The organism is Ensifer sp. MJa1 (assembly GCF_037026475.1).
Classification (GTDB): Bacteria; Pseudomonadota; Alphaproteobacteria; order Rhizobiales; family Rhizobiaceae; genus Ensifer.
The window spans coordinates 20,764-34,565 of the sequence record NZ_JAKUMO010000030.1 but is presented as its reverse complement, the minus strand read 5'-3'; the positions used below and the strand labels follow the sequence as shown (position 1 = coordinate 34,565).

Genomic DNA, 13,802 nt, shown 5'->3' with positions numbered 1-13,802 from the left:
GACAGCATGACGAACCTGTGACAGGTTTGCCAAAGTTGTCATACAGGAGTGGAGCCTGTATCGCCTTACCCTCAGGCGAATGACACACGGAGGAACCAAGAGAACCATGTCACCACGCCGCATCCGCTTCTATGGCGCGGCCGGACAGATCGGGACCATTGCGGTCACGCTGCTCGGGCTGCTTCTCCTGACCTTCTTCATCGGCCGGTTGATGCCCGCCGATCCCGTCCGCGCCATTGTCGGAGAAGATGCGACCCGGGAGACCTATGAGCAGGTTTATCGCTCGCTGGGTCTCGACCGGCCGCTCTGGGAACAGTTCTTCTACTATCTGGGCGACGTCTTCACCGGCAATTTCGGCACCTCTATCCGCACCGGCCAGCCGGTCATCCAGGATATCCTGCATGTAATGCCGGCGACGATCGAGCTTGCCACTTTCGCGATCCTTATCGGCGCCGGTCTTGGCATCCCGCTCGGCGTCCTTGCCGCCGTCAACAAGGATCGCTGGCCGGATCATGTCGTGCGCGTCTTCAGTCTTTTTGGCCATTCCATGCCGATCTTCTGGACGGGCATGATTGCACTCATTGTGTTTTACGCCCATCTCGGACTCGTCGGTGGCAGCGGGCGAATGGATCAGTTCTATATCGGCCTCATCGAGGAACGGACCGGCTTCCTGCTTATCGACAGCCTCATGGCGGGCGAGATGGATGTCTTCTGGTCGGCGGTCAACCACATCATCCTGCCCGCCGCTCTGCTCGGCTATTCCTCGTCTGCCTATATCACGCGCATGACGCGCAGCTTCATGCTCGACCAGCTCGGCCAGGAATATGTGACGACGGCACGCGTGAAGGGTCTTTCGCGCAGCCAGACGATCTGGCAGCACGCCTTCATCAACATCCGCGTCCAGCTGGTCACCATCATCGCACTTGCCTATGGGGCGCTGCTTGAGGGCGCCGTGCTGATCGAAACCGTCTTTGCCTGGCCGGGCTTTGGCCAGTACCTCACCAACAATCTCATTACTGGCGACATGAACGCAGTCATGACCTGCGTGCTCATCGTCGGCATCATCTTCATCGGACTGAACCTCTTGTCCGACGTTCTCTACCGCATCTTCGATCCGAGGACACGCTGATGGACGCACGCGTTCAACCCACCTCCCGTCTGCCGGCGCCGCTTCAGTCCCTGAAGAACATCGTCCTTTTCCTGCTGAAAAGCCCGACGTCGACCTTCGGTCTCGCAGTTCTGGCCTTGTTGATCGTGATCGCCGCCTTCGCACCGCTGATCGCGACCCACGACCCCTATGCGCAGGATCTCGCCAACACCTTGCAGGCGCCAGGTAACGGACATCTGTTCGGAACCGACGAGCTCGGTCGCGACATCTTCAGCCGGCTCGTCTTCGGCGCACGCATCACGCTCACGATCATCTTCCTCGTCTCGATCGTCGTCGGTCCGATCGGTCTCGTCATCGGCACGACTGCCGGCTACCTCGGCGGCAAGGTCGATACTGTGATGATGCGCATCACCGACATTTTCCTGTCGTTCCCGAGCCTCATTCTCTCGCTCGCCTTCGTCGCGGCACTCGGGCCAAGCCTGAACAATGCTATCATCGCGATCGCGCTCACGTCCTGGCCGCCGATCGCGCGACTAGCGCGTGCCGAGGCGATGACCTTCCGAAAGGCGGATTACATCTCGGCGGCACGTCTGCAAGGCGCGTCCGCGACCCGCATCATCTTCAAGTCGATCATGCCGATGTGCCTGCCTTCGGTCCTCATCCGGCTGACGTTGAACATGGCGACCGTGATCCTGACCGCCGCCGGCCTCGGCTTCCTCGGGCTTGGCGCGCAGCCTCCGCTTCCGGAATGGGGCGCGATGATCGCAACCGGCCGCAAGTACATGCTGGACAGTTGGTGGCTCGTCACCTTCCCGGGCATTTCGATCCTTTCCGTCAGCCTCGCATTCAACCTGCTCGGAGATGGCCTGCGCGACGCGCTCGACCCGAAGCAGATGAACCGGAGATAGCGCCATGGAAAACACCATTCTCGACGTTGAGAACCTGCGCATCCGCTATGGCGGCGCTCCGACAGATGCGGTGCGCGGCGTCTCATTCACCCTTGGGCGTGAGCGCCTCGGCATCGTCGGCGAGAGCGGCTCCGGCAAGTCGACAGTCGGACGTGCGCTTCTGCGTCTGCTGCCGGGCGCGACCATCACCGCCGACAGGCTACGTTTCGCCGAGCTCGAACTGCTCTCGCTTTCCGAAAAGGAGATGCTGAAGGTCCGCGGTCGGCGCATGTCGATGATCCTCCAGGATCCGAAGTTCTCATTGAATCCCATTCGTCGCGTTGGGGACCAGGTGGCGGAAACTTATCTGCGTCACTTCAAATGCTCGAAGGCCGAGGCGCGCGACAAGGCGCTGGCCATGCTCGAAGCGGTCAAGATCCGCGACCCGAAACGCGTCTACGAGCAGTATCCGCACGAGATATCGGGTGGCATGGGTCAGCGCGTGATGATCGCGATGATGCTGTTGGCCGATCCCGACCTCGTCATTGCCGATGAACCCACCTCGGCGCTCGATGTCACCGTACGCCTGCAGGTGCTGAACATTCTCGATAGCCTGGTCCGGGATCGCGGCATTGGACTGATCATGATCAGCCACGACCTGAACCTCGTGCGCAATTTCTGCGATCGGGTCCTGATCATGTATGCCGGTCGCATCGTTGAAACCTTGGCGGCTGCCGACCTCGACAAGGCGCAACATCCCTATACGCGCGGTTTGCTCGCGGCACAGCCGCGGATTGGCGGCGGTCGAGCACCGCTTGCCGTACTCGATCGCCGTCCTGAATGGCTGGAGGAAATTGCCTGATGTCCGTTTCAGTCGAATGCCGCGATCTCGCAATCACCTTCGGCGCCGGCCCGACGGCGGCCAAGGTCCTTCCCGGCGTCGCCTTCTCGGTCAAGCCCGGCGAATGTTTCGGTCTCGTTGGCGAAAGCGGTTCGGGCAAATCCACGGTCCTGCGCTGCATCTCGATGCTGACGGATATCTGGACCGGCAACATCCTTATTGACGGAAAGCCGGTGCGCGACATTCCGCTCATCGAGCGCTGTCGCACGCTGCAGATGGTGTTTCAGGACCCCTACGGCTCCCTGCATCCGCGCCAGTCGGTGCGAACCGTCCTCAACGAGCCGCTCGTCATTCACAAGCTTGGCGACCGCGAAGAACGCATGCGCAGCGCGATCACCGATGTCGGCCTGCCGGTCTCGTTCCTCGACCGGTTCCCCCACCAACTCTCCGGCGGTCAAAGGCAGCGCGTGGCAATCGCGCGCGCCCTGATCCTTGAACCATCGCTGGTGCTGCTCGACGAGCCGACGTCGGCGCTCGATGTTTCGGTGCAGGCGGAGATCCTCAACTTGCTTCAGCGCCTGCGCGACGAGCGTGGTTTCACCTACATCATGGTGACGCACGACCTCGCCGTCGTCGACCACATGTGCGATCGCTTTGCCGTCATGCTCCATGGCGAAATCACCGAAATCCTGCCGCGCGAAGCGATCCCCGGAAACCGCGCGACCCACCCCTATGCCCGCGAGTTGATCGGCGCCTCGTTGGAATACGAGGGCGCGCACTGAAGCTCCCGAAGCCAACTCCATTGCAAGGCACACCTTCTCGGCCTGCAATGCGTGAACAAAATTCTCCCCCGACTTGCCCGGCCCAGTGCCGGGCTTTTCTTTACATAGACCTTTCTTGCTGCGGCGACCGAGGACTGGAGTTCATCGGCCGAACCTCGATACCCAGCGTCGGCAACCTCGCTCCAAAGGGAGATATGGCCGGCAGCGCCGACCCCGGGAACCCCTGCGCCCTCGTGCAGTGTCGCGCATTGTTGCGCTTTAGCGCAGTGTACTCGATCGCGGACATGGCGCAGCGGGCTTCAGCGCCGACAGCACCGCATTGATCGGGATGGGGGGGCAGGTGACGAGCATGTCCGACCTCGCGTCGGTCGCCGCTTCAAACCGTGGCCGGGCTTGGCGGCAGACGATCATGACGTTGCCGCCGGCGCCATCCCCTAACATCTCAAGAGGTGGCGGCTGCTTTCCTTCAGCCGACAGGCAGCTTCATTTGAGCCCGTGCAAACGCAAAAAAGGCACGTCTTGCGGCGCGCCTTTTTATTCTCGATACAGACGAAGGGCCGGGACTACCGTTCCTTCTTCACGCCTTCGAAGCGCGAGAGCCAGGGGCTGACGATCATACCCTTCACGTCGCTTCGGAAGGCCGCTGTGTCGATGACCTCCGAGAACGGCTGGATCGACATGACGAGCTCGTCCATGTAGGTCTGAACGCCCTCATAGAGCTTGGCCTGCTTGGCGGCGTCGCGTTCGACCAGCGCCTCTTCGATCATCTTGTTCAGCTTCTCGTCGAAGAAGCTGGTGCGCCAGCTCTGGTAGTTGGTGAGCTTCGCGTCATCGGAATTGTTCGGGTTATAGGCGACAGAGCGCAGGTTATTGTCCGGGTGCGGCTGCTGGCCGCCGCCGCCACGGCCGAGCAGCAGTTCGAACTTGCGCTCGCGCATCGCACCGTAGATCTGGTCGCCCGAACCGCTGATGAGTTCGGCCTGAATACCGGCCTGGCCAAGCGTGTTCTGGATGGCGGTTGCCGCCTTCATGAAGGGGTCTTCGGAAAGTACGCGCAAGGTCGTCTTGAAACCATCAGGATAACCCGCTTCTGCAAGCAGAGCCTTGGCCTTCGCGACGTCCAGCTTGTAGCCTTCGTCCGGCAAGGCGCCCAAGACACCCGTCGACAGCGGACGCTGATGCAGCTTGCCGTAATAGGGCATCACCGCCTTGTCGAGACCTTCGTAGTCGATCAGGTAGCGTAGCGCCTCGCGCACCTTCTTGTTGGCGAATTTCTCGTCCTTCATCGAGACGCTGAGGTAGTAGAAGCCCGAGCCCGGGGTCGATTCAATCGTGATCGCATTGTCGGCCTCCAGCGATTTGAGATCCGGCGCTTGCAGAGAGTAGGCAACGTCGATGTCGCCTTTTTCCAGAAGCAGGCGCTGCGATTGCGATTCCGGCAGGTGGCGCAGAAGCACGCGCTTCATGCCAGGCGCCTCACCCCAGTACTCGCCGTTGCGGGTAAGGATGATGAATTCGTTCGACTTCCACTGCGTCAGCGTGAACGGACCGGAGCCTGCCGAATTCAAGGTCAGCCATGCTGCGCCGAGGTCGCCGTCCTTCTCGTTTTCGATCGCCGTCTTGCTGTCGATGATCGAGCCCGGCCCGTTTTGCGCAAGGATCATCAGGATCAGGTTCGGGTCGTCGGCCTTCGGCAGATGCAACACGAAGGTGCGCTCGTCTTCGACGACGAACAGCTTGTCGGCTGCTTCGAGCGTGAACCCGCGGGTTTTAAGGAAGGACGATTGCGCCAGATTGCGCGCGAGCAGCCGCTTCAAGCTCCAGGCGATGTCTTCGGCTGTAACTGGATTGCCGGAGGCAAACTTGGCGTCGCTGCGCAGATGAAAGCGGATCGACATGCGGTCGTCTGCCACTTCCCAGCGTTCCGCTAGTCGCGGCTGAACGCTGCGATCCTCAGGAGAGAGCACGACCAGCGTGTCATAGATGTTGTTCAGCACCTGGACCGTCTCGCGGCCGGTGATGGCGGCTGGGTCGAGCGTCAGGATGTTGCTCATGGTCGTTGCGACGACGAGTTGATCCTCCGGCGTTTCGGCCTGAACGAGGTTTGGCATTGTCGTGGCAAGAAGCGCACCGAATGCGACCGTTGCTAGAAAATGTTTCATGCTTCCTCCTTTGCGGCCGTCCACTTGGGAACCGACCTTCCTATTACAAGATCCGCCTGCCTGTTCCTCCACAGGCAAGGCTGGATCAGCCAAGAATTTCGTCGACGGGCACGGCGAGCGCCCGTCCGATTGCCGCCGTGTCTGCAGCTTCGAGATGCACACCATCGATTTCTGACGCCCGGGTCACCGACCCGGCATCAAAGAACGGATGCCCGAGTTCGTCCGCAAGCTTGCGGTAGAGGGGGGATAGCCTCTCGGATTCCGCCACGCTGCGAGCCGCCGCGGGATGTCCACCTGGTCCGGCGGAACAGGGCGGCGGCGCGACGATGAGAAGCTTCGGCTTCGCCGCCTTTGGTTTGTAGGGAAAGGTTTCGACGATCTGCGCCAGCCGGCGCATGCCCGAAACCGCCCCTTCTGCGCGCCCGCCATGTACGGGCTTGATGTCGTTGGTGCCGAGCATGACGATGACGAGGTCGAGCGGCATGTGGCTGGCAAGCGCCACTTCCAGCGCCTTGGCGCCATTGCGGCATGCGGGCCCCGCGTGGTCGTCGTAGCAGGTGGTGCGCCCGCCGAGACCTTCGGGGATGATCTTTGCCCGGCCGCCAAGCGTTTCGCCCAGAACCTCGGGCCAGCGGCCTTCCGGCGGGTGACGCAGGCCCGTTGCCGGGTCGGCGCCCCAGGTCAGGCTATCTCCGAAGGCAAGAACGGTCTTCATCACAGGTTCCCCCGCCCGTTACCGAACGCGATGGTTTTCGATGAAATTGAAGTCGATCTCCTCGCCGAGACCGGGGCGATCCGGGACATGCACATAGCCCTCGCGGTCCATCGGATCGGACAGCGACTTCAGGTAGTCGTGCCCGTCGTCATATTCGAGGAACGGGTGGAGCAGGCCACGCTCGTACCAGCGGCAGTTCCTGGTTGCGGCCACGACATGCAGGTTCATGGCGGTGTTGCCATGCACCTCGCACTCCATGCCGAAGGCTTCGGCAAGATGCATCGTCTTCAGCGCCGGCGTGATGCCGCCGACGTCGTTGACGCCGGTGCGCAGGATGTCGCAGGCGCCAGCCTTGATCCACTCGGCACGGTGCCAATGCTTGCCGGCGGCACTCTCCGGGCCAACGACGGGAATGTCGAGATTGTCGGCTAGCCACTTGTAGGACGACAGCGATTGTTCATCCATCGGCTCCTCGATCCAGTCGAAGCCGAGCTTCTCGAGCCCTCGCCCGAGTTCGAGCGCGTCAGTGCGGGAATACCAGTGGAACGCGTCGATCATCAGGCGGATACCCGGCCCTACAGCTTCGCGCACGGCAGCGCAGGCCTTGAGGTCCATCTTCACGTCCGGTGCCCAGCTGACAGGCGGCATCCAGGTGTGAAGCTTGATGCCCTTGTAGCCGCGCTCGACCAGCGTCTCGGCAAACCGCCCGTAGTCTTCCGGTGTCGCAAGGCCACCTTCAAGTTCATCCCCGCACATGATCGAGCCGTAGGCGAGAACCTTGTCGCGATAACCGCCGATCAACTTGTAGACAGGTTGTTTAAAGGTGCGTCCTGCCAGATCCCACAACGCACAATCAACCACCGCCAAGGTACGGTCCGTCAGCTGCGCAGCGGAACCGCGCTGCCAATGGGCGAGATCCTGCCACAATCGTTCGCGGTCGCGATGATCCTCGCCGATCAGGACCTTCTTGACGAATTTCTCGATGACATGCGGGCGGACGATCTCCGGCGCCGTGAAGGAATGCCCCTCGTGACCGTCCTCGGTGCGGATCGTTAGCATGGCCTGCTCCACCTGATGCGGCGGGCCGGGATGCGCGTGACCAGCACTGTCCGAGTGGCGGCGAGTGGTCGTGCGGAAGACCCGCACTTCGACGTCGGTGATGATCATTGTTCCTCCGGTATGCGAAAGGCGACGGCTTGGTCGCGCTAACTTGTCTAGACTGACAATAGGCAGATGTCAGCAAAGTTGTCAAACATGTATGACAGATTGATGGAAAATATCTGATAGGTGGCGTAAGGTTGGTGGACGCCGTCGCCCGCGTCACCAGGGTGCGGCAGGTCGGCGATCCATGGCTTCCTCTTGAGATCTTGTCACAACGCCGTTTGCTGCTGAAACTTACCGGTCGCCGCCGCCTCCATCACCTTGTCGAACTGCACGGTGGCGATCGATGAAATGCAGCACCAACGTGGTCGTCATCGCACGATGATCTATCCGGCGCGGCTGAAAGACCGTCTGTATTTCAGGAATGCGACGGCAACTTAGGCTAAGCGCCGGAGGCTTTTCAAAACGAAAGGTTTTGCTGACAATACCGGGCGATGATAGTGTAATTTAGTTCGGCCTTCTGTGCAGAAGCGTATGTAATTGCGGTTGAATTCGCTGACACAGACCATCTTTTGTTTTCAGCATTGCAAGACCACAGTCGTATCGAATCGTGAAGCAACTGGCTTTCAAACGGGACTGATCCGGAGGCACTCGCATGCCGCTGAACCTGCCGCGCCTGCCACTGCTCGAAAACCTCGGCGGGTATCGGGTGGATTGGTTGCGAAATGACGTCTCGGCCGGCGTGGCAATCGCGGCGGTCGGCCTGCCGAGCGCGATCGCCTATCCCGCCATCGCCGGCCTTCCGCCGGAAACCGGGCTTTATGCCAGCATCACCCCGCTCATAGCCTACGCCCTTTTCGGTCCGTCCCGGCAACTCATCGTCGGCCCGGATGCTGCCTCAATGACGGTCCTTGCGGCTGTTCTGGCAACCATGTTTGCCACACCGGCGTCGATGGCGGATCGTGTTACCGCAGCCGCCCTCCTCGCCCTCATTGTCGGAATTCTCTGTCTGGTTGCCCGCCTCGTGCGGCTCGGCGTGCTCGCGAACTTTCTCTCCCGTCCGATCTTGACCGGCTTCTTTGCCGGTATTTCGCTGTCGATCCTGGTCGGACAGATCAAGCGTGTCACCGGCGTCGACATCGAATCCGACGGCCTCATTGCTCCCCTGCTCGACCTCTTGCGACAGGCCGGTTCAATCCATTGGCCAACCCTCGTATTTGCTCTTGCATGTTTTGCGCTGCTGCAGATCGCCCGCATCTATCGCTCACCAGTGCCGGGCCCGGTGATCGTCGTTTTTGTCGCGGTGCTGCTGTCCTTTCTCTTCGACTTCGAAGGGCGCGGCATGGCCGTTGTCGGCAATATTCCCGAAGGCCTGCCGTCATTCGTCGTGCCCCACGGGGCAGTGCCGATCGACGTCCTGCTGACCGGGGGCGCCGCGATCTTCCTGGTGAGCTTCGGTTCGGGCGTCATTGCTGCGCGCAGCTTCGCAGCACTCGGTGGCTACCGCGTCGATCCGAACCGCGAGTTGACCGGCTTCGGGGCTGCCAACATTGCAGCCGGCCTGTTTGGTACGTTTCCGGTAACCGCCTCGGATTCCCGCACCGCCGTCAATTTCGCGGTCGGTGGGCGGTCGCAGATCGCAAGCCTGGTCGCCGCAGCAACCCTCATGGCCGTCCTGCTCTTTCTCGGTGAAGTGCTTCGCATCCTGCCGATCGCGGCACTGGGCGCGATCCTGGCGGCAACGGCCTTGAGCTTGATCGACATCGAAGGGCTGAAGCGGATCTGGCACGTCAACCGGATCGAGTTCGTCTTTGCGCTGATCGCCCTTTGGGGGCCGATCGGCCTTGGCGTCTTGAACGGCGTCGTTATCGCCATTGCCGCGACGCTGATCTATCTGCTGCTGCAGACGATGTATCCGCATGACGCGTTGCTTGGCAAAATCCCCGGCCGGGATGGCTTCTACAAGCTGCATCGCGCCCCGCAGGCACAGCCCGTTCCGGGCTTCGGTGCCTGTATGATCCAGGACAGCCTGCTTTTCTACAATGCGGACTATGTCCGGGCACGACTGGAAGCAATCGCCGAGGAACTCCCCGCCCCTCGCCGCTGGCTGATGATCGATGCCAGCGCAATCCCACAGATCGACAGCACCGCTGCCGACATGCTCGGCGAGCTTAGCGACGAGCTGAAAACACAGGGCATCGCCCTCGGTCTGGCGGAATTGCACACGGACGCGCGCGCCATACTCGAGCGAGCCGGCATCATCGAGAAGATCGGCCCTGACATGGTTTTTGAGGGAATTGAGGACGCACTCGACGCCTATGAAGCGCGATTCGGCATGACCGCCTCAAACGCGCAGCCGATCGCCGTGCCGATCGTCACGGATTCACAACCCAGTTTGGAAACGGGAGGGAAAAATGGGAAAACACGAAGGCAAGAAAAAGAATAAAGACAAGAACGGCGGCGAGAAAGCTGCCGAATTGGCGACGCCGGAGGAGCGATCCGGTCCCAGTTACACCAAGGAACTTGAGCGTCTGCAGGAGGAAGTCGCGCATCTGCAGGCGTGGGTAAAGAAGAGCGGTGCGCGCATCGTCATTATCTTTGAGGGACGTGATGCCGCCGGCAAGGGTGGTGTCATCAAGCGGCTAACCGAGCGCGTCAGCCCGCGCGTCTTCAGGGTCACCGCCCTGCCCGCTCCAACGGAACGGGAAAAATCGCAGATCTACATGCAGCGCTACATTCAGCATCTGCCGGCCGCCGGTGAGATCGTCATTTTCGATCGCTCCTGGTACAACCGACCGGGTGTCGAGCGGGTCATGGGTTTCTGTACTGACGATTCAGCGCGGCGCTTCCTCGAGCTTGCGCCACGCTTCGAAGCAGCAATGGTCGAGAGCGGCATCATCCTGCTCAAATACTTCCTCGACGTCAGCGAAAAGGAACAGGAACGCCGGTTCCGCCAACGCATCGTCGATCCACTCCGCCAGTGGAAGCTGAGCCCCATGGATGTCGAATCCTACCAGCGCTGGTGGGACTACACGCGCGCCTACGACGAAATGATCCGGATGACGGACACCGAATATGCGCCGTGGTGGATCGTGCCATCGGATGACAAGAAGCGCGCGCGCATCAACTGCATTGCGCACATACTCTCGTCGATCCCGTATGAGCGCGTGAAATTCACCGAACCGGACCTCGGCAAGCGGCAGAAACGGCCGGCCGACTTTGTGGAAGACAGCCACGTCCGGCGGACCGTGCCGAACGTGCTTTAGGTGCGAGCGGCGGCTGCGCGCCAGATACGGATCCAACAGCCGCTGCGTCCCAGCAGCGGCTAGCGGAAATCGCGTTCAGGCCTTGTCGGGCGCCCAGTTCAGGAAAAAGCCGACATCGCCCGGCACACCGCCTGGGAAGTTGATGATCATCGCTTTCAACTTGTAACCCTGCGGCTTGCCATAGGTCTGGTACCGATCGAAAAACTCCTTTGCCTTGCCCTGCAGTGTGGACGGCCAGTCACGATCGCCGCTGTTGATCGCGCGCCCACTGTCGGTGCAAAGCTCGGAGGGGAAACTGTAGACCATCGCTTCGAATTTTCCGGCCTTTACGGCGTTGGCGACGAGGCGTCGCACGATTGCGATTTCTTCTTCCGTCACATGCTTCTTCAGAAAATCCGCGGCAAAGTCGGCATGTTTCTCTTCTTCAATCGCCTTCAGCCGACGGTCTTTATCCATCTCCTCCATCTCGCGCTGGAGCATCTGCATGCGAAGATCTTCAGCACTCATCGGTTTTGCGGGATCCAGATTTTTATTCTCAGACATCGCGTCGATCCACTTCAACAAGATGGGAACGCTGTGGCCGGTTGCGTGCGGCGCCGCGCGTCGCATAGGCCAAAGACGTCCCGCAGGTACATCCAAGGGAACCCGATCGGCATACCAATTCGGGAGCGAGGCATTTCCGAATGTGAGCCTCCCGCTAGTCCGAGGGCCCTATCACCTGTCGATCATTTTCGTTGGCACGCCATAGCCGGGTGAGGAATGGGTCCCACAAGGCCACCCTAAAATACTACAACCCCAAGGGGGCAGTGACAACTCGGGAAGAGCGATCGAGTTCGCGACAATATCCTCGCCGACAAGGACAATCCGCCGCCATTACAGGTGCGACACGTCGAGACTGTCGCCCTGTGTTTTCGCCTCGTCGCGCTCGTTCGAAAGACCAAGGATTGCCCGCAACGTCGGGTCGTTTTGCCCTAGACGTTCGTCAATCCATTGCCTCGTCCAGTGGTAGGCTTCAACGAAAAGCTCGGAATGCCGGCTCCAATCCATGAAGCTGATCGCGCTCGAAATCGGCGGTGAGATCAGGATATCTCTCTCCCCAAGCACCACTTCCTCGGGCCGGTGCGCCAGCACGCTTGCAGTGATCACCTGGATCACGCTTGGAACTTTCGGCAAGCCGGCGCGGCCAAACGGGTTAAGCATCCGGACCGCGAGCTCGGACGCCCCGGGGATGCTGTCATAATCGATATGGTGTTTGCGTGGTCCGTCCGAGCGTAGGCTCGCGACCACATTGGGGCCTGCCTTCAGTTCCTTCATCTGGTCCAGCGGCAGATTGTTCATGATGGCCCCGTCCACCAGCATGTCACCCTCTGCCGTGAAAAATGGCGGCAAAACGCCGGGGATCGAACCGGACGCCCTGACCGCTTGCCAAAGCTTTCCACGGCGGTGGACATGCGCCTGGCGCGTGGTCAGATTGGTCGAGAGCGCAAAGTACGGGATCCACAGATCCTCGATGAGGACGTCGCCATACTCGGCCTGCAGGGTCCGATCGAGCACCTTGTGATCCAGAAGCGCATATTGCGGCAGCGTGAGGCGGCGAAACGCACGGCTCTTGACGAAGATCTGGTGTGTTCCCCTGTCAATTTCGTCGGCCTCCAGTCCGCTGGCAAAGCCCGCCATCATCGCCGCTCCGGAGCTGGTACCGCCAAGATAGTCGAAGAATGCCCCTGCCTGCACAAACGCCTTGTAGACGCCAAGATGAGAACATCCGAGCGAACCGCCTCCGGCGGCCACGAACCCCCTCGCCTCGCCGGAAACGAACCGGACAAGGCGCTCGACATCTTGGCTATCTTCGAGCGCGACGTGATGATGCTGGCGAATACCCGGCCGCTCGTCCAACCAGACAGCCGTTCCCGAAACGCTTGCGGAGCGTTTCTCGTGGACGAGAACCAGGCGAAGGCTGGACGGCGCGTGCACCGACAACGCCAGCCTTTCGCATGGACCGGGATGCGGCTCTCCTGACGCATGCGCAACCATCAGCACACTATCGGCCTGGCGAATGCAAACGCGTGTCCATTCGTTCGGCTCGTCCTCAGCGACATAGACGATGATCTCTGCCTTCACCTCCAGATGATTGAGCCAATCCAGTATCGGCTGGTCGTCGATCGCGATCGCGCCGAACCGCCCCTCGACGTCGGCCCGGGTCAGGAACACCGCGCGGCTGTTTGCGGAAAATGCGCGGTGCAGGCGTTCGATGAAAGCCGGCGGGATCCGACCGCTGCCCGCAGGCACGATCGCGAGCGTTCGCAACGCGCATGGCTGCTTGACCCGTGACGACGCCGGGGATTGCATCGCAAAGCGACGCGCGAGGAATGTCGTGACGGACTGGCGCAGGCTGGGCAACGCCTTGGCCGCCTTCTCGAACTGGTCATCGCGGATTTCGAGCACGATCGAATCGCGCGCCGCGACCACTGTCGCGATGCGCGGCAGGCTGGCAAAGAAACCGACTTCACCAACGAGCTCGCCCCGGCCGATCTCGGCAACAGGTTCGATGACGCCTTCGCGATGCACTGTGAACCGTCCCGACAGGACAGCGAAAAACCGATCCGACCGGTCTCCTTCGCGAACGAGGACTTCGCCGCGTCGCAAGATCCTGCGGTCCGAATGGGCAGCCAGAGCCTCCAATGCGGCCAAAGACGTCTGGTCGAACATCAGCGTTGCTGACAGCAACCTGGCGGCAAAAGAACCGGTGGAGTCCATCGAACCTCCCTGGGGTACGTCTCTGGACCTTAGCCGTTTCGGCGCGGATGCCGAAAGAGAATTTGCGACAAACAGCTCCCCGACCTCGGGTTCGTCGCTGCGCCGAGCCCGTGTGCACTGCGCTGATTGAACAGGAGCAGCCCCTGAACTGCTGTGCTATAGTGCGGCATTCGGCGCCAGTTG

The 13,802-nt window shown here is 61.1% G+C and carries 11 protein-coding genes; 6 read left to right on the top strand and 5 right to left on the bottom strand.

Annotated features, from left to right (window positions below):
• Positions 1-106: 106 nt before the first annotated feature.
• The 4 genes from MKZ91_RS27995 to MKZ91_RS27980 are packed head-to-tail and all read left to right on the top strand — an operon-like array spanning position 107 to position 3,618.
• The gene (locus tag MKZ91_RS27995) at positions 107-1,129 is read left to right on the top strand and encodes an ABC transporter permease (protein WP_336174312.1); all 1,023 of its coding nucleotides are present in this window, start codon (positions 107-109) and stop codon (positions 1,127-1,129) included.
• Complete coding sequence (locus MKZ91_RS27990; protein WP_336174311.1) at positions 1,129-2,016, top strand: ABC transporter permease; 888 nt, start codon at positions 1,129-1,131, stop codon at positions 2,014-2,016. The genes MKZ91_RS27995 and MKZ91_RS27990 overlap by 1 nt, the downstream gene beginning before the upstream one ends.
• A gap of 4 nt (positions 2,017-2,020) precedes the next feature.
• The gene (locus tag MKZ91_RS27985; RefSeq protein ID WP_336174310.1) at positions 2,021-2,857 is read left to right on the top strand and encodes an ABC transporter ATP-binding protein; all 837 of its coding nucleotides are present in this window, start codon (positions 2,021-2,023) and stop codon (positions 2,855-2,857) included.
• Complete coding sequence (locus MKZ91_RS27980) at positions 2,857-3,618, top strand: ABC transporter ATP-binding protein (protein ID WP_336174309.1); 762 nt, start codon at positions 2,857-2,859, stop codon at positions 3,616-3,618. Before MKZ91_RS27985 ends, MKZ91_RS27980 begins: the two co-directional genes overlap by 1 nt.
• Positions 3,619-4,181: 563 nt before the next feature.
• Here MKZ91_RS27980 and MKZ91_RS27975 read toward each other — a convergent pair.
• The 3 genes from MKZ91_RS27975 to MKZ91_RS27965 form a co-directional block, all read right to left on the bottom strand.
• On the bottom strand, positions 4,182-5,780 hold the full coding sequence (locus tag MKZ91_RS27975) for an ABC transporter substrate-binding protein (protein ID WP_336174308.1): 1,599 nt from the start codon (positions 5,778-5,780) through the stop codon (positions 4,182-4,184).
• An 85-nt stretch (positions 5,781-5,865) separates the two neighbouring features.
• Positions 5,866-6,495 carry an SGNH/GDSL hydrolase family protein gene (locus MKZ91_RS27970; protein ID WP_336174307.1) on the bottom strand — a complete coding sequence of 210 codons (630 nt, stop codon included), beginning with the start codon at positions 6,493-6,495 and terminating at the stop codon, positions 5,866-5,868.
• 18 nt (positions 6,496-6,513) lie between these two features.
• Positions 6,514-7,662 carry a mandelate racemase family protein gene (locus tag MKZ91_RS27965; RefSeq protein ID WP_336174306.1) on the bottom strand — a complete coding sequence of 383 codons (1,149 nt, stop codon included), beginning with the start codon at positions 7,660-7,662 and terminating at the stop codon, positions 6,514-6,516.
• 589 nt (positions 7,663-8,251) lie between these two features.
• Here MKZ91_RS27965 and MKZ91_RS27960 point away from each other — a divergent pair.
• Both MKZ91_RS27960 and ppk2 read left to right on the top strand, forming a co-directional pair.
• A complete protein-coding gene (locus tag MKZ91_RS27960; protein WP_336174305.1) occupies positions 8,252-10,042 on the top strand; it encodes a SulP family inorganic anion transporter in 1,791 nt (596 codons plus the stop codon).
• On the top strand, positions 10,011-10,862 hold the full coding sequence (gene ppk2 / locus MKZ91_RS27955; RefSeq protein WP_336174304.1) for a polyphosphate kinase 2: 852 nt from the start codon (positions 10,011-10,013) through the stop codon (positions 10,860-10,862). Before MKZ91_RS27960 ends, ppk2 begins: the two co-directional genes overlap by 32 nt.
• Positions 10,863-10,937: 75 nt before the next feature.
• On the opposite strand, the gene MKZ91_RS27950 is transcribed toward ppk2, so the two are convergent.
• Complete coding sequence (locus MKZ91_RS27950) at positions 10,938-11,405, bottom strand: histidine kinase (protein ID WP_336174346.1); 468 nt, start codon at positions 11,403-11,405, stop codon at positions 10,938-10,940.
• A 330-nt stretch (positions 11,406-11,735) separates the two neighbouring features.
• Positions 11,736-13,619 (bottom strand): patatin-like phospholipase family protein, encoded by a 1,884-nt coding sequence (locus tag MKZ91_RS27945; RefSeq protein WP_336174303.1) that lies wholly within the window; start codon positions 13,617-13,619, stop codon positions 11,736-11,738.
• Between the last annotated feature and the right edge of the window lie 183 nt (positions 13,620-13,802).